Origin of the sequence: Egicoccus sp. AB-alg2 (assembly GCF_041821065.1) — a bacterium.
Taxonomy (GTDB): domain Bacteria; phylum Actinomycetota; class Nitriliruptoria; order Nitriliruptorales; family Nitriliruptoraceae; genus Egicoccus.
The window spans coordinates 237,282-259,620 of sequence record NZ_JBGUAX010000008.1 but is presented as its reverse complement, the minus strand read 5'-3'; the positions used below and the strand labels follow the sequence as shown (position 1 = coordinate 259,620).

Genomic DNA, 22,339 nt, shown 5'->3' with positions numbered 1-22,339 from the left:
GGTTGGTGCGGGGTTGTGGGCTACCCGCCGACGACGGCGCGGGCCTTGCCGAAGTTCTTGCCCATGCCGTCGGGTCGGTAGTTGCGCTCGACGTTGCCGGCGGCGTCCACGGAGAAGAAGTGGACCATCGTGCCCGCCGGAACGGTCAGCGTTTCGCCGCCCTCACGGATGCCGGCGGAGGCGTAGAGCGTGGATTCGTAGGTCGGAGTCGAGCCGTCCAGCGTGTAGAACACGGACGCCGGCTCCGACGTGGTGAAGGTGACGTCGACCATCCCCGGCGTGGCCGAGTGGGTGACGTTCATGACGCTCTCCGGCCGGACCTTGTCGCGGCTGAAGTCGTACGCGACCCGCATCATCTCGACGAGACCGTTGGCGAACTCCATCGACTCGCGTCGCGCGGAACCACCGGTCGGCGTGCCCTCGAACGGCGGCTGGAACGAGGTACCGACCTCGAAGTTCCAGGCGTAGATGCCGTACTTGTACCAGAGCATGTCGCCCGAGTTACCGGCCGCCGAGTACAGCACGTCGGAGATCGGACCGGTGCGTGCCGGCGTCACCGACAGGCCGCGGTAGCGCTTGATGGCGGTCAGGATGCGCGACGAGGCGCCCCAGAAGTAGCCCTCCTCCTGCAGCGTCGGCCGCGGCGCACTGATGCGTCCCGGCGTGGCGTACGAACCGGGCGACCACATGAAGTAGTTGCCGGACGAGTGCAGGTTCATGGAGAACTTGATGTTCTGCTGCGCCAGCCAGTCGACGTTCTTGTTCTCCGGCTCCGACAATTCGGCGGGACCGGCGAACGTGTCGCTGGTGCAGGAGGTCGAAGCACCCGAGAAGCCGTCGAACAGGCTGTATTCGGTGTAATTGCGGTTGTTGTCGACGCCCCAGTTCCCGCGCGCCAGGATGTCGTAGTTGCCGGTCACCGCGCAGTGACGCGTCATGCTTCGGCGCTGCGCCGACCGGTCGTAGAAGGAGTAGTGACCGCCATCGGGGTTGATGGACGGCGCGATCCAGATGTCGAGGTTGTTCACCAGCTGCTTGGTCGGGCCGTGGTGGGCGTAGTTGCGCAGCAACCGTTCCGCCGTCTCGATGGTGACCAACGGCGGCACCCACTCACGCGCGTGCTCCTGCGCGTAGGCCAGCACGCCGGGCTTGGAACCGTCGCGGTGCTTGCCGATCCGGATGGCGTAGACCGGGTGCGGTTCCCTCGACACGCTGTCCGGTGCGGCCAGTCCGTCGGAGAGCGAAACGAAGTCCTGCGCCGCGACCACCCCACCACCGGCGTTGCCGCGGTAGGTGTAGGCGAAGACCAGGGCGCTGGCGGCCGGATCGGCGTTCAGCGCCGCCACGACCTGGGCGGCCGTGCTCGAGAGCGCGCCGGCGCCGTTCGTCGCGAGTCCGACCGTGATGTCGTTACCCGCGACCGAGACGCTCAGCGGTGAGTCGGCCGCCCCTGGGTTGATGGTCCGGATGCGCAGGTCGTTGCCGCCCTCGTGGCCCCAGGCGACCGAATCGATACCCACGCGCGAGGCGTTGGCACTTCCGAGGAGCGCCTGCGCGTGGCGCCGGTAGCCGTTGGTCTTGTGGGGCAGTTCCACGATCTCCGAGAGCTCCGGGTACTCCGCCGCGAGCGCGTGGATGCGCTCGTACAGCTCCGTGGGTGTGAGGTAGCTGTTGATGAAGCCTTCCTCGTAACCGTCACCCTTGAAGGGATCCTCGTCGTCGGTCGGCAGCCAGTCGGTCACCTCGGCGATGGCGACGTCACCGCTCGGGCTGACGATGCGGACGCGGTCGGGTCGCGTGGCGACGGACGCGGCGCCGCGGTGATAGAGGTAGACGCCGGCGTCGACGAACCGCGAGATGTTCTGCTGGCCACCGGAGCCGAACTCCGTGCCCGGGCCGCTGTCACGCTGGACCGTCAATGCATTGGTCGCCGTCTGGCCGTTGGCCCACTTCGCCTCGACCGACAGAACGCCCTGGCCAAAGCTGGTGTAGTAGTCGGCGCGGATGATCTTGACGTCGGAGACGGTCGCGAGCTCCGCAGCGGCGGCGAACTCCTCGTTCTCCGCGATCGCGGCCTGGATGGTCTCTTCCCGCTCCTCCAGCGCCGCCTCGGTGTCCGCCTCGGTGTGCACCCGGCGGCCGAGCTCGAAGCCCTTCGCCTTCAGCGAGGCCTGCTCGTTGGGCGTCACGACCGCGTGCACCTCGATCTCTCCGTCGTCGTGCACGTGGACGTGGTGGTCGAGGTCGACGCCGGTCGCGACGAGCCGGTCGAGCTCCTCGGTGTCCGCGACGTGGACCTCGACCACGTCGGACACCTCGTCGGCGGTGCGCCCGAGGTCGTCGGGCGGCGGCGGCAACTGCTGGTTGATGGCGATTCCCGGTACCGCCATCGACAGCACGATCACCGAGGTCACCCCGAAGAGCGCATGCCTGCGCAGTCTGCTTCCTGCCATGGAACGATCCCTCCCAGGATCCGTTTGCACGGCAGCCCGACGGATCGCGTCGCAGCCGCCGCACACCTCCCAGACCGGCCCGACGGTTTGCGGGACCGGCACGCCGGCTGCTGTTGCTGACGGGTCACGCAGTCGTGACGGGTCCACGCCAGTCGTCGGCTGGCGTGTGCTTACTTCGCCCTGTCGAACCGGTCAATGATCACGGCCGGTCGGACGGTGTCCGCGTTGCTGAGCGCACGCTGAAGCGACGGGCCCGGATGGCGGGCACTCGCACCCGATGGATTGACGCGGGACGAGTGTTCGAGTGGGTCATCATTCTCCTCGCGGAGGAGCGGCGCCCGGGACGTCGACGACCTGCTGCGACTTCATCCGCGCCCAGAAGGAGTGAGGCACCCACTACGCCGACCGCTGGCCCGCGCTTGGCCATCCACTGGCCTCCGCGTGGCCGGTGCTTGTCCTTTCCGGGCGTAGCGTCGACGTCACCGGGTGGTCGGGGCTGCGAGGCCCTGCGCCGCATGGACCACCGAGGACTCGAGGAGGTCGGCCATGGTCCGCTCCGCCGCCAGATGGCGGGTGCTGTTGTCGCTGTTGCTGCTCGTCGGCGTGCTCGTGCCCGCGGCCGAGGCCGCGGCGCAACCGGCCATCGCGGAACTGACCAACGTCCGCACCGGCGGGCACCCCGGTTTCGACCGGATCGTGTTCGACTATCGCGGACGCGTGCCCAGGGCACGCGTCCAACGCGTCGACCAGGTCGTCGAGGACGGCTCGGGCCGCCCCATCCGGCTGCGTGGACGCGCCTTCCTCCAGGTGACGATGCAGCCCGCGAACGCCCACGACGAGGACGGCCGGCCCACGTACCGCGGCCCCCGGACGCTGACCCCCGAACTGCCCGTCCTGCGGCAGGCCAAGTTCGCCGGCGACTTCGAGGCCGTCGTGAGCTGGGGCCTCGGTCTACGGGCGAACGCCGGCTTCCGGGTGCTGCGGCTCAGCAACCCCTCGCGCGTGGTGGTCGACGTCGCGCACCCGGCGCGGCCCACCAGCCGGGTGACCGTCCTCTCGCCGGTCACGCCGCGGACCTATCGGGTCGTGAACGTGCGAGCGGGCAGTTCGCTCAACGTCCGGTCGCAGCCGGGCGTGGGCAACACCATCGTCGCTCGGCTTCCCAGCGACGCCACCGGGATCCGCAGCACCGGCAACCGGGCCAGGGTCGGTGACGTGGTGTGGCGCCAGATCTGGCTCAGCGGGCGCACCGGCTGGGTGAGCAGCCGCTTCCTGCAGCGCACGGACTGACCCGTACCTCCGGCGTCACGACACGCGTCATGACACGACGGTCCAGGTGGTCGGTGTCTCGGGCGCATAGACGCACCAGCGGCCCGTGCGCACCGCCTTCGTCAGGTGGTCGCCGAGGGCCGGGTGTACGGCGGTGATCCGCCGGATAGCGGCGCGGATCCGCCAGGTGACGGCCGAGCGGGCACGCTCGGCCGTCCCGCCGCTGCGCCGGCCCTCCCGCCGAGTGTGGTCGCGGCGCTCAGGCCGGCCACCAGCTGGTCGAGCTCGACCCGGGCACGCTTGGCCCGCACGGGGTCGACGAACGCCTCCGCCTCCTCCAGGTCCCCCTGGAGCTCGAGAATGCGCCGCTCGTAGGCGCCGAGCAGCCGCGTCGAGCACCTCACCGTCGTCCGGGGACGAGGCCGCCGCACCCATCAGATCCACCGCGGCGACCTCATGACCGGGCGTGTCGAGCAGCGCGGCCAGGTCCTCCAGACCTTTCACGTCCGTGATGTGCACGGTCCGGTCGGCGAAGGTCAGGGCCCAGACCTCCCCTCCCCGCACCATCGGCGCTGGCCAGCACGTTCACCCGTGGCCTGACCTGCACCCGTGTCGCATCCGACGGGGCGCCGGCCATCGGCCCGGCGCCTCGTTTCCTCGACGTTCGGCCGCGAGGGCTCAGGCGCTGCGAACGGTGCGCAGGACGGTGGCGTCCAGACCCTGCTGCGCCTGCTCCCAGGCCCGGAAGCCGGTCAGTTCCTGCCGCACCACGCCGAAGACCAGGGACACCACGATCGCGTCGTCGGTCAGCCCGAGCAGCACGAACACGTCCGGGATCAGGTCCACCGGTGACAGGAAGTACACCACGCCGGTGACGACCGCGAGGATGCTGCGCCAGCGCACCGCGCGGTAGTCCCCGCGCAGGTACGCCCGCAGCAGCCGCCACGTGGCGACGACGTCCGCCCACAGACCGGGCGACCCGGCGCCCGAGCCGGCCCGCGCCGCCGCGCGAAGACGACGCGGGTCGCGGTGACCCGACAGGTACTGGCGTGCGCGTGAGGGTCCGGCCATCACCGACCTCCTGAACCGCACCAGCGTACGCCCAGCAGGCGGCCCCTGGAGGGCGGCCGTCTCCGGCCGCCCTCCAGGCCCCCGCTGCGGCCACCCCGACCCGACCACGCATCCCCCGCCGAACATCGGCGCGCGGTCGCCGTCGAGGAAGGCCGCGGGAACGGTACGCAACCGGGCGCGCCGCGGTGATCCGGCGGTCGCGTCGGGGACAGGGCTGTCGCGCAACGTCCAGCCGCGTGGCCGAGCGCTCGGCCGGGCAGCGTGCGAACGGGAAGCCGTGGCAGCAGCGGCCGGCGTAGCCTCGTCACCTCGACGTTCCCGACGCGGCGAGGGCGCGACGCGTCCCGAGCACACCGGTCCAGGGCGAGACGGAAGGCGGAATGACGGGTCCACCAGTCCCGGAGATCCGTAGGATCGAGATCGACACGGCCGACCGCGAGGTGGCTCACGGCTTCATCCGTGACCACTACGGCGAGCACACGGCCGCCCCGCCGCGACGTGACGAGCCGTTCCGCTACCGCAGCGTGGTCGTCGACGTCGGCGCGGCCCGCGTCTCCTGGCTGACCTACGCCGGTGACGCCACCTCGGCGTGGACGTTCGAGGACCTCGCGCTGGTCGGGGTCCTCGCGGACGGCGGCCACGCCATCGACTTCGGTCGCGGGCACACCGTCCAGCGACCGGGTCTGCCGTTCCTGCTGCCCCCGCTGGACGAGTTGCGCCTGCAGTGGCAGGGCCCGCGGCTGACCGCCTACACGGTGCCGCTGGGCCTGCTCGAGCACGTCGGGGCGGACGTCCCCGGGAGCGAGCGCGGCCTCCTGCGCTTCACCGCACCGCACCCGACCACCCCGTCCGCGGCCCGGCACCTGCTGGCGGCACTGCGCTACCTGCATCACCTGGCCGGCGAACCCGAGCTCCTCGGAAGCCCGCTCGTGACGGCGCAGGCGTCGAGGTTACTGGCGACCGCGATCCTGCAGGCGTTCCCGAACCGGGCCCTGGTGCGCGAAGCCGACGACGACGGTCTCGCCACGACGGCCGCGGTCCGTCGGGCGACCGCCTACATCGAGGTCAACGCCGACCGCGACCTCACCATCGGTGACATCGCCCGAGCGGCCGGTGTGGGTGTCCGCTCGCTCCAACGTGCGTTCCAGCGGCACCACGGCACCAGTCCCTCCGGCTACCTGCGACGCGTCCGGCTCGACCGGGCGCACCAGGACCTGCGGCTCGCGGATCCGGGCACGGGCGCGACGGTCGCCGGCATCGCGGCCCGCTGGGGCTTCAGCAACCCGGGCCGCTTCGCCGGCGCGTACCTGCACGCCTACGGCCAGCCGCCGAGCCACACGCTGCATCGGTGACCGGCCTCCTCCGGGCGGGCCGCCTGACCGCCCGGCGTTGAGCCGGACCGCGCAGCCGGACTACCGTCGCGGTGGGAGCGGACGCCGGGCGAACCGGCGGCATGCCGTGCGGAGGAGGTTGCAGCATGAACGCGGAGATGCACGACCGGATCGCCACCGGACAGGGGTTCCTCGCGGCCCTCGACCAGTCGGGTGGTTCCACACCCAAGGCGCTGGCCCAGTACGGCATCCAGCAGGACGCCTACGACACCGACGAGGAGATGTTCGACCTCGTCCACGCCATGCGCACCCGCATCATGACCAGCGAGGCCTTCACCGGTGAGCGGGTCCTCGGCGCGATCCTCTTCGAGGGGACCATGGACCGCGAGGTGGAGGGTGTCCCCACCTCGAGCTACCTGTGGGACACCAAGAAGGTGGTGCCTTTCGTCAAGGTCGACAAGGGGCTGGCCGACGAGGCCGACGGCGTCCAGCTGATGAAGCCGATGCCCGACCTCGACGCGTTGCTCGCCCGGGCCCGTGACCTGGGTGTCTTCGGGACGAAGATGCGCTCCGTCGTCAAGCTCGCCGACCCGGCCGGCGTCGACGCCATCGTCGCGCAGCAGTTCGAGGTCGGCCGCCGGATCCTCGCCGCCGGACTGGTGCCGATCCTGGAGCCGGAGGTGGACATCCACAGCCCGGAGAAGCTGGCGGCCGAGCAGCGGCTGCGCGAGGGGATCCTGCGTCACCTCGACGACCTCGCGGACGACCAGCAGGTGATGCTGAAGCTGACGATCCCCAGCGAGGACGGCTTCTACACACCGCTCGTCGAGCACCCGAAGGTGCTGCGCGTGGTCGCGCTGTCGGGTGGCTACACCCGGGACGAGGCCAACGAGCGCCTCGCCCGCAACGCCGGCGTCATCGCCAGCTTCTCGCGGGCACTGGTGCAGGACCTCGCCGCCGACCAGGACGACGCTGCCTTCGACGCCGCCCTGGACGAGGCCATCGAGTCCATCCACCGCGCCTCCATCACCTGACGTCGGGCAACCGGTCACGGGCGGGCACGGGTTGGTCGAGGACGACCCGGGTCTCGGTGCGCGCCGCGCCGAGTTCCCTCTTGAGGCCGTGCACGACGCGGTTGAGTTCCGACTTGTCCCGACACCGCAGGCGCACCAGGTAGTCGCGGTCGCCGGTGGCGTGCACCGCCTCCACGACGGCCGGTGTCGCTCGTAACCCGGCCTCGAACGCGGCGGCGTCGGCGCCGGCGGGCAGATCGACCTCCACCAGCGCGTCGAACGGGAACCCGAGCCGGTCGGCATCGAGGACGGCCCGGTAGCCGGTGATGATCCCGGCCGCCTCCAGCCGCCGCAGCCGTTCGCGCGTGGCACTGGCGCCGAGGTGGACGTGGTGGGCGAGCTCCTGCAGCGTCTGGCGAGCCGCGCGGGACAACGCGCCGACGATCCTGTGGTCGATGGTGTCCATCGGCGCAGGATATCCGGCGCCATCGCCGCCCTGGCGCCGAGAACCGTGACACCCACGGCCCTTTCGTCGCCATCATGACGGTCATGACGGACGTACTCGCGGTGACGACGGCGGGGGCCCTGGTCGGCCTCGCCGTCGCCGTGCCGTTGGGCCCGATCGGTCTGCTGGTGGTCGACCGCGGTCGTCGCGACCTCCGGCTCGGACTCGCCGCCGGTGGCGGGGTCGCCGCCGCCGACCTGTCGTGGGCGGTCGTCGCCGCGACGGTGGGTGCCCGCGTCGCCGGCCATTCCGTGTTGCGGTTCGGCCGGACCGCAGCCGGGGGTCTGCTCGTCGTGGTCGGCGTCGTGCTCGTCGCCCGCGGGGTCCGCGTCCTGACCGGACGCGCGACCATGGGGCGCGTGGCGTCGGTCGCTGGCGGCGGCCCGGCCCGGTGGTTCGCGACCACCTACCTGCTGACCCTGCCGAACCCGCTGACGGTCGCGGTGTTCGTGGCCGCAGCGGTCGAGGGCGGCGTGCGCCGGGACCCCGTGGCCGTGATCGCCTTCGCCGCGGCGGTCGCGACCGCCTCGCTCGCCTGGCACGTCCTGCTGGCGGTCGCCGGCCGGACCCTGGTGCGGCGGGCGGACGAGCGTGGTTCGGCCGTCGTCACCATCGTCGTCGGCGCCGCACTGGCGCTGTGGCCGCTCGTCTCCTGAAAGGAACACACCGTGGAAGGTCTGCACCCCTCCGGCCGGACGCGCCTCGACGCCGGCTTCGTGGTCGACGTGCCCCCGGACGTGGCGCTCGAACGCTTCACCCCCGAGGGCGAGCGCGACTGGGTGCCCGGGTGGCACCCCGAGTATCCGGGCGGGCGGCCCGAGGAACCAGTGCCCGGGACGGTCTTCGTCACACGAAGCGCGTCCACGAGGACGACGTGGGTCGTCGTCGAACGGGAACCGGACCGCATGCGCTACGCCCGCGTCGCCGAAGGACGCACAGCCGGCACCGTGACGGTGGTCTGCGCACCGGCGACCCGCACGACGACCGATGTCCGCGTCGTCTACGACCTGACGGCTCTCTCGCCGGAGGGACGGCGGGACGTCGCCGACCTGGCCGCCGACTATCCGGCCCACCTCGAGGGCTGGCGGCAGGCCATCGAGGCGGCAGGAACGGCCGGCCGTGCCGGTGTGGGCGCGTCCGGCCGCGCGTGACCTGCAGCGCCGCAGTTGCCGGTCGGCGGGCCCGCGGACGAGACTGGCCGCATGATCCGCCTGGACGACCGGGAGCTGGTCGGCCGCGCCCGCGAGCGTGACCGGCTCGCTGCCGCACTGGACGAGGCCGCCGCCGGCCGAGGCGGTGCCCGGGTCGTGCTCGGCGAGGCCGGGCTCGGCAAGTCACGTCTGCGCCGCGAGGCGGAGGCGCTGGCCCGCGACCGCGGGATCCTCGTCCTGTCGGGCCGTTGCGTCGAGGGCGGGGCCGGGCAGCCGTTCCGTCCCTTCGGCGAAGCGCTGACCAACGGGTTCCGCGCGAGCGGACCGCCACCGGACTCGGCGGTCCTGTCGCACCTGGCGACGCTGGCGCTGCTGGTGCCGTCGTGGTCGAGCCGGCCGGCGATCGGCGCACCCGTGCTCGCCGTCGCCGAAGCCGTTCTGACCGTCCTGGCGGTCGCCGGCCGCGGACGCGGCGTGCTGCTGAGCATCGAGGACCTGCACTGGGCCGACACGGACACGGTCGCGGTCGTCGAATACCTCGTGGACAACGCCGCGGCACACGGGGCGGGCCTGTTGGTGACGCTCCGTCCCGATCCGTCCGGGCCGGCGCTCGACGTCGTCCGGCGCCTCGCCGACCGCCGGGCGGCCAGCATCCTGCAGCTGGGGCCGCTGGCGCCGGCGGCGATGGACGACCTCGTCCGCGCCAGCCTGGAGGCGGACGCCGTGCCTGCCGACCTGCTCGAGTTCGTCCGGCGCCGCGCCGACGGGGTGCCGTTCCTCGCCGAGGAATTGCTCCTGGGTCTGGAAGGGGCGGGAGCGCTGCGGCAGGGCCCCGACGGGCCCCGCCTGATGCTGTCTCGGACGGTGACCACGGTGCCGCAGACGCTCGCGGAATCGATCGAGCGGCGGCTGGCGACCCTGGGCGACGAGAGTCGCGACGTGGTGGCGGCGGCCGCGCTGTTGGGGCGACGGTTCGACTGGCACCTGGTGGCCGAGGTCACGCGTCATGACGAGGCGGCGGTGCTGGCGAGCCTGCGGGAGGCGACCGACGCCCACCTGCTCGAGGGTGAGGGCGACGGCATCCGCTTCCGCCACGCACTCACCCGCGACCACGTCGTCGCCCGGATGTTGCCGCCCGAGCGGGCGGCGCTGGCGCGGCGGACGCTGGCGGTCCTCGAAGCCGATCGGGCGGCGCTCGACGGCGACACGAGCGAGCTGGCCGCCGAGCTGGCCGAGCTCGCGGGACACCGCGAGGCCGCGAGCCGATATCTGCTGGCGGCCGCGCGACACGCTCGTGATCGCGGAGCCCTCGCCACCGCTGCCAGCACGGCCCGCCGTGCGCTCGGGGCGGCGCCGGCGGAGGCCGACGGCGAGGCGCACGCGCTGCTGGCGGAACTGCATGCCCGCTCCGGCGACGTCGACACGGCGCTGGCCCACGCGGCCGAGGCCGGCGACGGGGCCACGCAACTCGACTTCGCGCTCGCGCAGGCGCTGCTCGAGGCCGGCCGTCCGACCGACGCCCGGCCACACGTCGAACGGAGCGCCGAACGCGCCGTCGACGACGACGACCGCCACGCGCGAGCCCGTGCCGACCTGCTGCGCGTCCAGCTGGTGCTCGCGGAGAGCGGTGAGCTGGCCCGGGCCCGCGAGCTGGCCGAAGCGATCCTCGACCGCCCGGAGTTGACACCGTCCCTGCGGTGCGAGGCGCTCGAGTTGTTGGGCCGGGCACGGCGACCGCACGACGTCGCCGCCGCCGAAGCTGCGTTCGCGACCGCGCTGACCACCGCCGAGGCGCACGACCTCGCCCTCTGGCGTGCCCGTGCGCTGCACGAGCTGGGCACCATCGACCTGCTCGACCGCATGCGCCTCGACCGGCTCGTCGCCGCCCGACGTGCCGCCATCGAGGCGGGCGCACCGGCGACCGCCGCCGTGGCCGACCTGCACCTCGCCGCGGCCCTGGTCGCCCGCGGCGACACCGCCGCCGGACGTGCCGCCGCTGAGCGCGCGGAGTCCTAGGCGGGACGCCTTCGGCATGCCTCCGCCCCCTGGGCGACGCTGATGATCGCCCGTGCCGACGCCCAGGACCGTCGCACCGACGCGGCCGAGGCCGCGATCCGCCGGGCGCTGTCCGGCAGCGAGGACCCTGCCCTGGCGGCCACCGCCTGGGGCCACGTCCGCGCCATGGGGGCCCTGCACCGGGCGGACCGCGACGGCGCGCGGGCGGCGCTGGACCGTGCCTCCGAGCTGCTCCGTACGGTGCCCGGTCACCACGACCCGCACCGGGGGCTGTGGGCGCTGCTCCGCACGATCGCCGGCGAGGACGACGCCGCCGCACGCGCCGAGGCCGCCGCCGCCGCGGGATCGGACACCCGCTACAACCGGGCGATGCTCGGCGTGGCCGACGCCGTCGTCCGCGGACGCGAAGGTGACCGCGCGGCGGCCGACGCCGACGCGGCCGCGGGCCTGGCGATCCTGGCCGGCTACGAGGGCAACGAACTGCTGACGCACCTGACGGCCTGGCTGATCGCCCCGGAAGCGCTGGCGCACGGCTGGGGCCGTCCCGTGCCGTGGCTGCAGGCCGCCGTCCGCTGGTTCGCCGCCCACGGCCACGAACCGCTGGCGGCCGACTGCCGACGGCAACTCCGTGAGGCCGACGCGCCGGTCCCCCGCCAGGGTCGTGGGGAATCGACGGTCCCGGACCAGCTCCGATCGCACGGCGTGACCAGCCGGGAGGCGGACGTGCTGTGGCTGGTCGCCGAGCGACTCACCAACGCGGAGATCGCCGCGCGACTCGTGCTGTCCCCCCGGACGGTGGAGAAGCACGTCGCCAGCCTGCTGCGCAAGACCGGCTGCCCCGATCGGTCGGGGCTGGCCGCGGTGGCGGGCGCCGCACGTCCCGTCGATCCCGCCGCGTCCTAACCGGGTGGCGTCGGCCCTTAGCTGGGTACGCGCCCCCACTGCCACGGAGGTCGTGGTCCCGCAGGCTGCCCTCGAGCGCCCCACCCGGGGGCGCCGAGGAGAACGCATCCGTGGATCCCTTCCTGGGCGACCCCTTCGCGGTCGGCCGCGACCTGCACGTCGTCCCGACCTACTGGCCGGTGCCCAACGCGGGCATCCTGCCGATGAACGCCTTCCTGCTGCACGCCGCCGAGCCGGTCCTGGTCGACACCGGCGCCGGCATCCTCGGCGACGACTTCGTCGACGCGGTGGCCTCGGTGTTACCGCTGGAGCGGCTGCGTTGGATCTGGCTCACCCACGAGGACCGTGACCACACCGGCAGCCTGCTGCGGCTGCTGGAGCTGGCACCGCAGGCACGCCTGATCAGCAACTTCTTCGCCGTCGGCCGGATGTTGCCGGAGACGCCGATCCCGCTCGACCGGCTCCACGTCGTCAACGCGGGTGACCGCGTCCACGTCGGTGACCGGGAGCTGACGGCGATCCGCCCGCCGCTGTTCGACAGCCCGGCGACGACCGGCTTCCTCGACGCCGCCACCGGCACGCTCGTGGCCTCGGACTGCTTCGGCGGCCCGCTGCCGAGCCTCGAGGAGGCGACCGCCCACTCGACCATGGGGCTGGACCCCGAGGTGGTGGCGCAGGGCCAGCTCGCATGGGCGAGCGTCGACATGCCGTGGGTGACCTCGGTCGACGAGCAGGTCTTCGCCCGTGACCTCGACGCCGTGCGGCGCATGCAGCCGACCACGGTCCTGAGCTCGCACCTGCCGCCGGTCATCGGCCGCACCGAGGAACTGCTGCAGACGATGCGACGCGCCCCGCGAGCGGAGCCCGTCCCCGGGCCAACCCAGGCCGAGCTGGAGGCCCTGCTCGCCACGTTCGAACCCGGCGCCGCCTGAACCTCGGGCCTCCCCCGCGGTCGTCCCCGGCCCCCCGTCATCCCTGTCTCCCGCACCACCCCACCCGAAGGCGAGAACCATCATGTACCCCAACCGAACCGACCGCCCCGTCTACCGCTTCGAGGGCAAGCTCACCCACAGCGCACCGATCGGCCCCGTCACCGACGGCGTGCGCGCCGACAACCGTTTCGAGGGCACGATCACGGAGGGCCTGCTCCGCGGGGCCCACGTGGACGGCATCGACCACTTCCGCGTCCGTTACGACGGCGTCGGCATCGTGGACGCCTACGAGGTCGTGACCCTGGGCGCGGACAGCGTCGGCGTCCGCGTGCAGGGCTACGTGCTGCCGCCCGCCGGCATGCCGGTCCCCTCAAAGGAGGATCTGTCGAGCCCGGACTTCGCGTGGCCCGACGTGCCCTTCCGCATCGAGTGCTTCGCCACCTTCGAGACCGCCTCCCCGGCCCACGCGCACCTCAACCGCACCACCGTCGTGCACGTCGGCTCGGTGAACCTCGCCACCGGCCAGTTGGTGGTCGAGGCCTACCTGCCGGGGGCCGTGGAGTCGCGACCGCAACCCCGCGACGCCTACGCCGGCTACCCCGGCTGAGCCCCTCCCCGCCCGCTCCGTTTCCCGGTCCGCCCCCGCCAACGCCCGTGGCGGGGGCGGACCTCGCTCGCCACGGCCATGCCGCCGAACATCCGAGGAGACGAAGGTGACTGCCACACTGGCCGCACCGCTCGACCGCCGCGCCGGGCTGACCGCGGTGGTCGCCGCCGCGCTGCTCTGGGGCACCGGCGGGCTGGCCGGCGCCGCTGTCCAGGCAGGCAGCGGCATGGGCGCGGCCGCGCTCGGCGCCACGCGCCTGGGCATCGCCGCGGCGGTGCTGCTCGCCGCCGGCCGATCGCCGGCCGCCCCAGGACGGCTCGCACGCGTCGCCGCACCCGCACGGCTCCTCACGATCGGCATCGGGCTTGGCAGCTACCAGGCGTGGTACTTCGCCGGCGTCCGGCACGCGGGCGTCGCCACGGCGACGCTGGTCGCACTGGGCGGCGCCCCGGTCCTGGTCGGCGTCGCCGACGCCGTTCGCGGGCGCGGCGAGGGCGGACGTACCTGGTCGCACACCGGCCTCGCCCTGGTCGGCCTCGCCCTCCTCGTCGGCGTGCATGCCACCGACGCGGCCGGCTCCTGGACGGGTGTCGGCTTCGCCACCGCCGCTGCGGTCTCCTACGCCGTGGTGGCCCTGACCGGCCGCGCCGGCGGAGACCGGGACGACGACCCACGACGCCGCACCGGACTCGCGTTCGCGTTGGGTGGCAGCGTGCTCGGTCCGATCGCCCTGGCCGACGGCGGTTCCGCCACGGTCGACCTCACCACCGCAGGGCTGCTGCTCTACCTCGGCGTCGTGCCCACCGCGGTGGCCTACCACCTCTTCTTCCGGGGTCTGCAGGCGGTCGGGCCCTCGCGCGCCACGCTCGTCACGCTGCTCGAACCGCTGACCGCGACCGCCCTGGCCGTCGGGTTCCTCCACGAGCGGCTGCGCCCCTCCCAGCTGCTCGGCGGGACCCTGCTCCTGCTCGCGGTGGTGGGCACGAGCCGCCCCGGGAACGGCACGAGGTGACGGCTGCCCGCTCCGGCAGGACCGGTCAGGCCACCACCACACGCACCGTCAGCCCGTCGAACTCCCGAAAACCGAGGTGAGCCAGCGGCGCGAGGTCGTCGCCCGGTGCGACGTGGACGTGCACGAGTTGCCTCGGTGCGGTCGCGGCGAGGGACGCCAACACGTGCCGGAGCAGCCCGGTCGACAGACCCGCCGGCGTACCGCTCAGGCGGCCGAGCCCGGTCACCATCGTGGCCCCGCCGGCATCGCCCGCCGTCGTGACCGTCGTCGCGACGGCCGCCGGCCGGCCCCGCACCTCCCCCAGCCAGTGCTCGAAGCCGGGCGCACCCCACGCCGGACCGATCCAGCGCCGGGCGACGGCGAGCGGATCACCGAAGGCCGCCGCCTCGACGCCGACGAAACGCTCCAGGTCGGTCGGCTCCGCGCGCCGCACCACCACGTCGGCGGGCAGCGCGCCGGCGAAACGGGCGTCACCGGCCGCGAGTGCGAAACACCGCTTGACGAACAGCGGCGTCCCGACGGACACGGCCCGGCCGTGGGGCACCCGCAACCCCCACGGCACGCCGAGGGCCGCATACCAGGCCGCCGCGGCCGACAGGTCGGGATCGGGTCCGGTCACGTCGGCGTTGTTCCAACGGGCGTCGGGCAGGCCACTCGCCATGAGCCGCAGGCCACCGAGGCGGGCGCTCCCGCCACCGAACGGCTCGCGGACACGGCCCTCCCACGCCCAGGCGTCGGCATGGGCGTCGTGCACACGGCCTGACTCGATCACGCGCGTCCCGTCCAGGGCTCGTCCTCGTCGATCCTCGCACTCACCGGGTGGCGACACCCCAGATCGTGGTGTTGACCGGCACGAAGGCGGAGTGCCGGAACCGGCGCTGTTCGATCTGCACCTCGGCGAAGCCGGCGGCGCGGACCGCGGCGGCAGTGTCACGGTCCAGGGTGCAGCCCTCGAACAGCCATGCCCACGGCCGGCGGATGACGCGCTGCAGCCACCGGCGCGGACTCCACGTCGGCGCCGCCACGTGCTCCACGAACCGGAAGCGACCGCCGGGTCGCAGCACGCGGTGGACCTCGGCCAGCACCCGGGTCGGGTCACCGACGGTGCACAGCACGAGCGAGCAGATGACCTCGTCGACGGAGGCGTCGTCCAGCGGCAGCGCCTCGGCTCCCTGCGAGAGCAGCGTCACCTCGACGTCGGCCGTCGCCGCCTTCTCTCGCAGCCGGGCGTGCATGCGCAGACTCGGCTCGACCGCGATCAGTCGCGTCCCGGCGGGCAGGTAGTCGAGGTTGGCGCCGACGCCGGCCCCCAACTCCAGGACGGTCGGTCCCTGCAACCCCGCGAACGCCGCCTGCTTGTGCGGTCGTGCGATGTGGTTGATGTAGCCGTCGAAGGCGTCGAAGAACCAGGCGTTGAAGCGGCTGACGCCGCCGTGGTCGAAGCCGCCGTCGCCGACGGCCGTGAAGCGTGGGGCGGGGCCTTGAGCGGGATGGTCGGGGCTGGTGCGGGGCGTGGCGCGCTCGGCGCCGGCGTGTGGCTCGGTGGACATGGTCAGGCTCCTCGGGGGTGGATCCAGATGGATGCGGCGGCGGCGATCAGCTCACCGCCGGGCGTGTGCAGGGCTGCACCGGCGAAGCTCTTGCGGCCCTGTCGACCGTCGCCCCAGCCGGTCACGACCACGGGCTGCCCGGCGGGCAACGGCCGGAACTGGCGCCCGTGCATGGCGCCCAGCAGGGCTGCCCGGCCGCGGGTCGCGCCGTACCAGGACGGACAGTCGAGCGCCGCCCAGACCACGGGCGGCGGCAACGTGCCGTCGGGACTGGCCAGGTCGACGGCCGGCTCCCACACCGTCGCGACGGCCTCGTGGCCGGCGACCGTGCCCGGCTGCAGGTTCAGACCGTCCGGATGCGATGGTCCGCACACGAAGCAGCCCGGGGCCGGATGCGAGGCGGGTTCGAGCACGGGCGCGGTGGCGCGTGCGGCCTCCACCGGGATCGGTACGGGTGACAGCGGTGGGTCGTCGACGAGCTGTGCCGTGGCCAGGATCCCCTCGCCACCACGCAGCACGACCCGTCCGGCGGACGCCTCGGCCTGGAGCCCGCTCGAGAGCGGCACGGGCCGTTCGATCCGTACCGAGACGGCGTGGTGCCATCCGGCGCCGAGCCGGTCGGCGAGAGTGCCCGCGATCACGCCGCCGTTGGTCCAGCCCGGGAAGGGGCCGACGAAGCGGGGGGCGAACCGCACGAGCGGGGACACCTGCACGGGACTCGCCGTCATGCCGCACGCTCCAGACGCGCGCGCCGGCGCGAGCGCAGCAGGCTCCGCACCCGCCGCCGAAGCGAGACTCGCCGTCGGTCGCGCCGGGGCGGACGGGACGAGCGCAGCCGCCGACGCGTCCGCGCCCGCTGCACCGCGTACAGGCGTTCGCGTCGGGCCGCGATCCAGAGGGTCTGCAGGTTGAGGTCGGCGTGCATGTCGACTCCGGGAGAGATCCGCTGCGGGAGGCCGCCGCTGACGGGCGCCACGCTCAGCCTCACCCGCCGCGGGCCGCCGCGGATGAGCATTCGATGAGATGCCGGCCACCGCGCAGAGGCACGAGCGGCGGCCGTCGGTCAGCCGGTCGCGCCCGCCGGTCCCTGCCACCCTTCGGCGAGGGCGTCGAGGTGGGCGACCTCCAGGCGGTAACCGATCCCGCGCACCGTTCCCACGACGCGACCGGCCCCACCGAGCTTTCGGCGCAGTGTGCGAACGACCGCGTCCACGACGTTGCTGCCGCCCGTGTAGGAGTGACCCCAGACGTGGCGGATCAGTTCGGCGCGGCCGACCGGCGCACCGTCGCGGGCGACCAGGTGGGCCAGCACGCCGAACTCCAGCGGTGACAGCGTGACCGGATCGCCGCCGCCGACGCGCACGGTCGACGTCGACGGGTCGAGCACGAACGCGTCGGGCGCCGGCCCCAGCTGCTCGTCGGCCAGACGCGCCAGCCAGCCGTCGACCCCGGCCGGGCCGAGGTCCAGCACCGCCAGGTGGTGGGCGATGCCGTCGAACCGGACCGGCGGACCGGCGACGGCGAAGCCGAGCGGTTCGGCGATGGCCAGGAAGGCCGGTGCGTCGGCCACCACCGCGTAGACCCGACGGAGCCGGCCCCGCCGGTCGAGGTAGAGCCGCTTCAGGTCCAGCCACAGGGCCGCGGTGGCGGCGTTGGGAGCCTCGCCCTCGGCACGGCAGAGCGCGGCGAGCACGACGAGCACGTCCTGCGACGCCGGCACCGGCCGCGCACGCAGGTGCTCGCGGACGGCCCGCGCGGCCGCGTCGCCGCGCACGGCGCCGCGTGCCAACGCCGAGCGGTCGAGCGCCACCAGGAACCCGGCCACCCCGCCGCCGCCGTCGCGGGCCACGCGGACGGCGGCCGGGGCGGCCGCGACGGCATCGCGCACGGCGGCAGCACGGCTGGCCGGCAGCCGGGCGTCGGTGATCGACGTCACCTCGCCGAGGTCGGCCGCGGTCGCCGCCGACACCGGTAGGTGCGGGCTGGCCGGCGGGAAGAACGCGTCGCGCACCAGCGGGTGGTCGAGCAGGTACAGCAGGTCCGCGGTGTGGCGCCAGCGCTCGTCGCGGCGTGCCGTCGCGAGCCCGTTGGTCGCGTGCCGCCAGGCGACGCGGCGGTGGCGGACGTAGCGCTCGGGATCCGTGGCGCGCACGGCTGCGGCGAGGGGGCCGGCGACGGCCTCGTGCAGCGCGAGGCCGTCCACGGCGACCTCGACGAACGGCAGTCGTGCGAGCCGGTCGACCAGCGCGGGAGCGGCCTCGGGCAGCAGTGCCCGCAACAGGCCGGCGGTGCCGCGTCGCACGACCGCCAGCGCCTCGACGCCCGCCCGGGTGCCCGCGTCGAGGGAGTCGAGGTAGGCCGACGTGATCGTGGCGACCACATCCGGCAGCGCCGCGGCCACCGGGTCCGGTGCCGACGTCCGCGCCGTCGCCGTCGCTGCCACCTGCAGCGCCAGCGGCAGCCCGCGGGTCAGGCGGTAGAGGTGCTCGGCCGCCTCGCCGGTCACCCCGGCGTCACGCAGCAGGCGCAGACCGTCCCCGCGCGGCAGCATCCCCAGCGACAGGACCCGGACGGGCGCGACCCGGTCGGCAGAGGCCCGCCAGGCCGGGTCGGGCGGGCGCGCCCCACCGACGACCACCGTCACCGTGTCCGGCAGCACCGGCACGACGTCGTGGCGCAACCAGTCGTCGAGCAGTCCCAGCGCCTCCCAGTGGTCGAGCACCAGCACGGAGCGACCCTGCGCCGCCAGGCGCGCCAGCACGGGGCCCGGGCGCCGGTCCCGTTCGCGATCGCCCGCCAACGCGGTCAGGAAGGCGTCCGGCGTGGGTTCCACCGAGCGTCCGTCGAGGAGGTGCACGGCGGCACCCCGGCGGCCAGCAGCAGCCGCGAACGCCGCCAGCAGCGTCGACGTCCCGACGCCTGGCGGCCCATGGACGAAGGTGACGCTCGGGCCCTCCTCGTCGAGTGCCCGGACGAGCGCCGCCAGCTCCGCGTCGCGCCCGACCAACCGCGGGGCGAAGGGCTCGCCCACGGTCGTCCGACGCACCGGCGGCGGGCCGGAGCGGGGGCCGCGACGCGTGCCCATCTCGAGCATCACAGCAGCTCCGCGAGCGCGGCGGCGGCGCGGGCCGCACCGTCGGTGGCGACCGGGAGGTAGTCGACCGGCCGCTGGAGCTCCTTCGCGATCGCCTCGGCCAGCACCTCGGGACTCGCGTCGTCGTACTCCATCATCCGGCCGGCGCCGTAGCGTTCCAGGCGGTGGCGGACGTGAATCCGCTGCTCGAAGTGCCGTTTCAGTGGGAAGTACAGGAACGGGCGCCGGGCCGCGGTCAGCTCCATCGTCGTGGTCAGGCCACCCTGGACGATCCCGAGGTCCGCGGCGGCGAGGTGGCGGTGCAGGTCGGGCACGAAGCCTCGCACCTCGACCCCGGCGGGTGCGTCGAGGGAGGTCGGGTCGATTCGCGGGCCGGTGACCACCAGCATGCGCAGTCCCGGCACGTCGCGCGCGGCGCCGGGGTAGGCCGCGACGGCGCGACGCAGCAGGTCCCGGCCGACGCCGCTGCCGCCGACGCTGACGACGCACACCCGCTCGTCGGGGCGGAACCCGAACGCCGCACGCAGGCGCTGGCGCTCCTCCTCGTCGGGCGGTGCGAAGCCGGTGACGTACCCGGTGAAGGCGAAGTGCTCCCGCGTCCAGTCGCGGATGCTCGGCAGACCCGGTCCGAACGGGTGCGCCACGACGTCATCGGCGTCGCCGACGAACAGGGCGCGGTCGCGCACGCGGCGGTAGCGCGCGACCTGCTCCAGCATCTCGGCGTTGTGATCAGCGGTCAGCATGGCCTCGCGGGCGCCCTCACCGACGGGGAGGTGGCCGACGAAATCGGTCAGCCACGCCAGCGGGGCGCGCTTGAGGCTCGGGTCGTGGTGCCAGAAGAGGTCGACGTCCCAGGCCTCGTCCGCGACCACCAGGTCATAGGCCCCGGCCTCCACGACCTCCTGGAAGACGTGGAAGTTGGCGACCATGATCTCGTCCATGCGGCGGAAGCCTCGAAGACGTGCAGGTCGTGCTCGCCCGCCTCGTGGGTGAGGTGCGCCGACTCGCTGGCGAGCCAGCCGCTGGCGGGGTGCACGCGGTGGCCGGCGTCCGCGACGACCTGCGTGACCGGGGCCTGGGTCAGCCAGTCGACCTGCACGTCGTCGACCCGCGCCGTCAACTCCTCGGCGATCGCGAGGTCACGGCGCACGTGACCGAGCCCGATCGGCGACGACAGGTACAGCACCCGCCTGCGTCGCGATGGCCCCCGCGTCCATCGGCGCGGCGCCTCGTCCGCGGTGTCGGTCACGCGCCGTGCGAAGTCGTGCAGGAGACGGTTCGTGAAGACCGGTTCGCGTGCCGGCACCGCGTGGCCGGCACCCTCGACCGTCACCAGCGTCGCACCGGCCAGCTCGGCGGCGCGGACGCCCCATGCATAGGGGTTGACGGCGTCGTCCTCGGCGTGGACCACCAACGTCGGGCAGCGGACGGCGCCGAGCACCGCAACCGGATCGATCGTCGCCTGCAGCCGACTCGCCATCGTCAGCGCGATCGTCTCGGGATCGGTCTCCAGGCCCCACGCGACCGCGTCCTCGATCTGCTTGGTGGAGTGCGGCTCGGGGAACACCGTGCCGTGGAAGAAGGCCAGGAAGCCCGCCCAGTCACGGCGCCAGTGGGCGAGGCTGAACGTGTCCCAACCCGTCGCGTCCGGGCCGTGGTCGCCAAGGAACCGCTCCGAGGTGATCCGGGGGTGCGGCGTGAACGGGATCCCAGGAGCGAACAGCACGGCACCGAGGACCCGGTCGGGGTGCAGCCCAGCCACGTACGCCGCCCACTTGCCGCCGCGCGACCAGCCGACCAGCACGGCCCGGGCGGTACCGGTGGCGTCCAATACGGCGACGGTGTCGGCGACGAACTCCGCGTCCGCGTAGGCCTCGGGCGTGTCCGGACGGTCCGAGCGGCCGTTGCCACGCCCGTCGAAGGTCACGACGCGCCAGTGGCGGGCCAGGAAGGCGACCTGGGCCTTCCAGGCACGCGAGTGCACGATCGACCACGTGGGCAGCAGCACCACCGTGGGGGCGTCGTTGTCGAACAGCTCGTAGCCGATCTTGACGCCGTCTCGCTCCACGAACCCTTCGACGTCCGGCAGCCGGGCACGCATCAGCTCCCCTCCTCGACCCGACGCAACAGCTCCCCCAGCGCACGCAGCGCGTCGATGGCCTGCAGCGGGGCACCGAGCCCGAGCAACTCGACCTCCTCGGCGCCGAGGAACAGGCACCCGACGAGCGTCGCGACGTGCTGGGGCGTCAGGGCGTCGAACCGCAGAACCTCGGCGGCCTCGTCGGCGACCTCGGTCAGTAGCTGCACCCAGCCGCGCAGTTGCCGGCCGACCTCGTCGGCGACGGCCGTATCCGACCAGCCGACGGCGATGAGCTCCTGCAGCACCCGGACGTATCCCGAGGCGAGGTCCTCCTCGAGGTAGTCGCAGGCCTGTGCCCAACGCTTCCACAGCGGCAGCTGGGTGCCGTACATCGCCCGCTGGCGGTCGAGCAGCTGCGCGTTCTGCTGGTCCAGCACCGCCAGCAGCAGCCCCTCCTTGCCCCCGAAGTGGTAGTGGATCTGGCTGACCGGCAGGCCGGCTCGCTCGGCCACCGCCCGGGTCGACAGCTGCCCGTAGCCCCGTTCGACGAGGCAGGCGACGGTGGCCGCCACCAGCTCGCCCCGTGTCCGGCGGGAGCGCGCTCGCTCGGGTGCCATCCTTGCTCCCATGCTCTCGGGCGTTCTTCGGTCGATCGACCGAACGAAGTCTCCGTCCCGCGCGTCGACAGGTCAAGGCGGCTGCGCCGATCGGCCCTTGGACGCGCGACCCCGTGCCGCACGCGCCGTTCGCGCGCACGCTCGGCTCACCCCGCGGGTGAAGCCAGGGCGCGCCCCGGAACCGATGCTCGCGGCAGTCGGCGGAGGAGGCGGTCGTGTCGGCCCTGGGCGCGGTGGTCTTCGACGACCAGTCCGCGGCCAGCCGTTTCTGCGCGCGGCTGGAGGTGCTCGCCGATCGCGATGCCGTCGGCCTGCACGATCTCGCGGTCCTGCACCGGCGCCCGGACGAGCGGCTCACCCTGGAGCCGCGTCCCAGCGCGCACGGCGCGTTCTGGGGCCTGCTGGTCGGCCTGCTGCTGTGGCCGCGCTGGCTGGGTCTGCCGGCGGCGACCGTCGACGCCGCGGCGGCGAGGCTGGACCGCTGGCGGCTGACGCCCGAGTGGGCCGACGCCGTGTCTCGCGGCGTCTCGCCCGGCGACGTCGTGGTCCTCTTCCTCGTCGACGACCTCGCCGACGAACTCTTCGCGGCGGTCCGCGACGCCCCGGGCGACCTGTTCCCACTGTGGCTCGGCGAGCGAACGCCGATCACCCTGACCGACACGTTCGGCGGCGACAGCGCTCTCGTCGACGACGAGGTGTGACTCGAGCCGGGTCCGCGTGGGAGCGAGTGCTGGG

22 protein-coding genes are annotated in these 22,339 nt (G+C 73.7%); 11 read left to right on the top strand and 11 right to left on the bottom strand.

Annotation, left to right across the window (positions count from 1 at the left end):
* Positions 1 to 20 precede the first annotated feature (20 nt).
* Positions 21 to 2,453, bottom strand: coding sequence for a M14 family metallopeptidase (locus ACERM0_RS17330; RefSeq protein WP_373679871.1), 2,433 nt, complete (start codon positions 2,451 to 2,453; stop codon positions 21 to 23).
* Positions 2,454 to 2,999: 546 nt separating this feature from the next.
* On the opposite strand from ACERM0_RS17330, the gene ACERM0_RS17325 reads away from it, so the two are divergent.
* Positions 3,000 to 3,743, top strand: coding sequence for a hypothetical protein (locus tag ACERM0_RS17325; protein WP_373679870.1), 744 nt, complete (start codon positions 3,000 to 3,002; stop codon positions 3,741 to 3,743).
* A 101-nt stretch (positions 3,744 to 3,844) separates the two neighbouring features.
* On the opposite strand, the gene ACERM0_RS17320 is transcribed toward ACERM0_RS17325, so the two are convergent.
* Both ACERM0_RS17320 and ACERM0_RS17315 read right to left on the bottom strand, forming a co-directional pair.
* The gene (locus ACERM0_RS17320) at positions 3,845 to 4,126 is read right to left on the bottom strand and encodes a hypothetical protein (RefSeq protein ID WP_373679869.1); all 282 of its coding nucleotides are present in this window, start codon (positions 4,124 to 4,126) and stop codon (positions 3,845 to 3,847) included.
* A 274-nt stretch (positions 4,127 to 4,400) separates the two neighbouring features.
* Positions 4,401 to 4,793, bottom strand: a complete 393-nt coding sequence (locus ACERM0_RS17315; protein WP_373679868.1) for a YkvA family protein — start codon at positions 4,791 to 4,793, stop codon at positions 4,401 to 4,403.
* Positions 4,794 to 5,173: 380 nt separating this feature from the next.
* Between ACERM0_RS17315 and ACERM0_RS17310 the strand changes: the two genes are divergently transcribed.
* Both ACERM0_RS17310 and ACERM0_RS17305 read left to right on the top strand, forming a co-directional pair.
* Positions 5,174 to 6,145: an AraC family transcriptional regulator gene (locus ACERM0_RS17310; protein WP_373679867.1), complete on the top strand. Its 972-nt coding sequence runs from the start codon at positions 5,174 to 5,176 to the stop codon at positions 6,143 to 6,145.
* Positions 6,146 to 6,270: 125 nt separating this feature from the next.
* Positions 6,271 to 7,158: a fructose bisphosphate aldolase gene (locus ACERM0_RS17305; protein WP_373679866.1), complete on the top strand. Its 888-nt coding sequence runs from the start codon at positions 6,271 to 6,273 to the stop codon at positions 7,156 to 7,158.
* Here ACERM0_RS17305 and ACERM0_RS17300 read toward each other — a convergent pair.
* Entirely contained in the window at positions 7,151 to 7,603 is a 453-nt protein-coding gene (locus ACERM0_RS17300; protein ID WP_373679865.1) for an Lrp/AsnC family transcriptional regulator, read from the bottom strand. The two genes, ACERM0_RS17305 and ACERM0_RS17300, sit on opposite strands and share 8 nt — an antisense overlap.
* 74 nt (positions 7,604 to 7,677) lie before the next feature.
* On the opposite strand from ACERM0_RS17300, the gene ACERM0_RS17295 reads away from it, so the two are divergent.
* The 7 genes from ACERM0_RS17295 to ACERM0_RS17265 all read left to right on the top strand — a co-directional run bounded on the left by ACERM0_RS17295 (position 7,678) and on the right by ACERM0_RS17265 (position 14,263).
* Positions 7,678 to 8,298, top strand: coding sequence for a LysE family transporter (locus ACERM0_RS17295; protein ID WP_373679864.1), 621 nt, complete (start codon positions 7,678 to 7,680; stop codon positions 8,296 to 8,298).
* 12 nt (positions 8,299 to 8,310) lie between these two features.
* A complete protein-coding gene (locus ACERM0_RS17290; RefSeq protein WP_373679863.1) occupies positions 8,311 to 8,793 on the top strand; it encodes an SRPBCC family protein in 483 nt (160 codons plus the stop codon).
* Between the two features lie 51 nt (positions 8,794 to 8,844).
* On the top strand, positions 8,845 to 10,809 hold the full coding sequence (locus ACERM0_RS17285; RefSeq protein WP_373679862.1) for an AAA family ATPase: 1,965 nt from the start codon (positions 8,845 to 8,847) through the stop codon (positions 10,807 to 10,809).
* A gap of 42 nt (positions 10,810 to 10,851) precedes the next feature.
* A complete protein-coding gene (locus tag ACERM0_RS17280; protein WP_373679861.1) occupies positions 10,852 to 11,712 on the top strand; it encodes a response regulator transcription factor in 861 nt (286 codons plus the stop codon).
* Between the two features lie 110 nt (positions 11,713 to 11,822).
* Positions 11,823 to 12,644 carry an MBL fold metallo-hydrolase gene (locus ACERM0_RS17275; protein WP_373679860.1) on the top strand — a complete coding sequence of 274 codons (822 nt, stop codon included), beginning with the start codon at positions 11,823 to 11,825 and terminating at the stop codon, positions 12,642 to 12,644.
* A gap of 82 nt (positions 12,645 to 12,726) precedes the next feature.
* Positions 12,727 to 13,251 (top strand): DUF3237 family protein, encoded by a 525-nt coding sequence (locus tag ACERM0_RS17270; RefSeq protein ID WP_373679859.1) that lies wholly within the window; start codon positions 12,727 to 12,729, stop codon positions 13,249 to 13,251.
* Between the two features lie 106 nt (positions 13,252 to 13,357).
* Complete coding sequence (locus ACERM0_RS17265) at positions 13,358 to 14,263, top strand: DMT family transporter (RefSeq protein WP_373679858.1); 906 nt, start codon at positions 13,358 to 13,360, stop codon at positions 14,261 to 14,263.
* Between the two features lie 25 nt (positions 14,264 to 14,288).
* Here the strand turns inward: ACERM0_RS17265 and ACERM0_RS17260 are convergent, their stop codons facing one another.
* The 7 genes from ACERM0_RS17260 to ACERM0_RS17230 all read right to left on the bottom strand — a co-directional run bounded on the left by ACERM0_RS17260 (position 14,289) and on the right by ACERM0_RS17230 (position 21,604).
* Positions 14,289 to 15,017 (bottom strand): hypothetical protein, encoded by a 729-nt coding sequence (locus ACERM0_RS17260; protein WP_373679857.1) that lies wholly within the window; start codon positions 15,015 to 15,017, stop codon positions 14,289 to 14,291.
* A 58-nt stretch (positions 15,018 to 15,075) separates the two neighbouring features.
* Positions 15,076 to 15,813, bottom strand: a complete 738-nt coding sequence (locus ACERM0_RS17255; protein WP_373679856.1) for a class I SAM-dependent methyltransferase — start codon at positions 15,811 to 15,813, stop codon at positions 15,076 to 15,078.
* Between the two features lie 2 nt (positions 15,814 to 15,815).
* On the bottom strand, positions 15,816 to 16,541 hold the full coding sequence (locus ACERM0_RS17250; RefSeq protein WP_373679855.1) for a hypothetical protein: 726 nt from the start codon (positions 16,539 to 16,541) through the stop codon (positions 15,816 to 15,818).
* 335 nt (positions 16,542 to 16,876) lie between these two features.
* A complete protein-coding gene (locus ACERM0_RS17245) occupies positions 16,877 to 18,907 on the bottom strand; it encodes a winged helix-turn-helix domain-containing protein (protein ID WP_373679953.1) in 2,031 nt (676 codons plus the stop codon).
* Positions 18,907 to 19,623 (bottom strand): glycosyltransferase, encoded by a 717-nt coding sequence (locus ACERM0_RS17240; protein ID WP_373679952.1) that lies wholly within the window; start codon positions 19,621 to 19,623, stop codon positions 18,907 to 18,909. Before ACERM0_RS17240 ends, ACERM0_RS17245 begins: the two co-directional genes overlap by 1 nt.
* A 74-nt stretch (positions 19,624 to 19,697) precedes the next feature.
* Positions 19,698 to 21,008 (bottom strand): alpha/beta fold hydrolase, encoded by a 1,311-nt coding sequence (locus ACERM0_RS17235; protein WP_373679854.1) that lies wholly within the window; start codon positions 21,006 to 21,008, stop codon positions 19,698 to 19,700.
* Positions 21,008 to 21,604, bottom strand: a complete 597-nt coding sequence (locus ACERM0_RS17230; RefSeq protein WP_373679853.1) for a TetR/AcrR family transcriptional regulator — start codon at positions 21,602 to 21,604, stop codon at positions 21,008 to 21,010. The genes ACERM0_RS17235 and ACERM0_RS17230 overlap by 1 nt, the downstream gene beginning before the upstream one ends.
* Before the next feature lie 215 nt (positions 21,605 to 21,819).
* On the opposite strand from ACERM0_RS17230, the gene ACERM0_RS17225 reads away from it, so the two are divergent.
* Positions 21,820 to 22,305, top strand: a complete 486-nt coding sequence (locus ACERM0_RS17225) for a DUF1269 domain-containing protein (protein ID WP_373679852.1) — start codon at positions 21,820 to 21,822, stop codon at positions 22,303 to 22,305.
* Positions 22,306 to 22,339 lie beyond the last annotated feature (34 nt).

Excerpts from the sequence above, each read along its gene's own strand:
- ACERM0_RS17235 (WP_373679854.1), bottom strand. The coding sequence starts at position 21,008 with ATGCGTGCCCGGCTGCCGGACGTCGAAGGGTTCGTGGAGCGAGACGGC.
- ACERM0_RS17270 (WP_373679859.1), top strand. The coding sequence starts at position 12,727 with ATGTACCCCAACCGAACCGACCGCCCCGTCTACCGCTTCGAGGGCAAG.
- ACERM0_RS17315 (WP_373679868.1), bottom strand. The coding sequence starts at position 4,793 with ATGGCCGGACCCTCACGCGCACGCCAGTACCTGTCGGGTCACCGCGAC.
- ACERM0_RS17230 (WP_373679853.1), bottom strand. The coding sequence starts at position 21,604 with ATGGCACCCGAGCGAGCGCGCTCCCGCCGGACACGGGGCGAGCTGGTG.
- ACERM0_RS17280 (WP_373679861.1), top strand. The coding sequence starts at position 10,852 with ATGATCGCCCGTGCCGACGCCCAGGACCGTCGCACCGACGCGGCCGAG.
- ACERM0_RS17305 (WP_373679866.1), top strand. The coding sequence starts at position 6,271 with ATGAACGCGGAGATGCACGACCGGATCGCCACCGGACAGGGGTTCCTC.
- ACERM0_RS17245 (WP_373679953.1), bottom strand. The coding sequence starts at position 18,907 with ATGCTCGAGATGGGCACGCGTCGCGGCCCCCGCTCCGGCCCGCCGCCG.
- ACERM0_RS17295 (WP_373679864.1), top strand. The coding sequence starts at position 7,678 with ATGACGGTCATGACGGACGTACTCGCGGTGACGACGGCGGGGGCCCTG.
- ACERM0_RS17255 (WP_373679856.1), bottom strand. The coding sequence starts at position 15,813 with ATGTCCACCGAGCCACACGCCGGCGCCGAGCGCGCCACGCCCCGCACC.
- ACERM0_RS17285 (WP_373679862.1), top strand. The coding sequence starts at position 8,845 with ATGATCCGCCTGGACGACCGGGAGCTGGTCGGCCGCGCCCGCGAGCGT.
- ACERM0_RS17300 (WP_373679865.1), bottom strand. The coding sequence starts at position 7,603 with ATGGACACCATCGACCACAGGATCGTCGGCGCGTTGTCCCGCGCGGCT.
- ACERM0_RS17330 (WP_373679871.1), bottom strand. The coding sequence starts at position 2,453 with ATGGCAGGAAGCAGACTGCGCAGGCATGCGCTCTTCGGGGTGACCTCG.
- ACERM0_RS17250 (WP_373679855.1), bottom strand. The coding sequence starts at position 16,541 with ATGACGGCGAGTCCCGTGCAGGTGTCCCCGCTCGTGCGGTTCGCCCCC.
- ACERM0_RS17310 (WP_373679867.1), top strand. The coding sequence starts at position 5,174 with ATGACGGGTCCACCAGTCCCGGAGATCCGTAGGATCGAGATCGACACG.
- ACERM0_RS17325 (WP_373679870.1), top strand. The coding sequence starts at position 3,000 with ATGGTCCGCTCCGCCGCCAGATGGCGGGTGCTGTTGTCGCTGTTGCTG.
- ACERM0_RS17240 (WP_373679952.1), bottom strand. The coding sequence starts at position 19,623 with ATGCTGGAGCAGGTCGCGCGCTACCGCCGCGTGCGCGACCGCGCCCTG.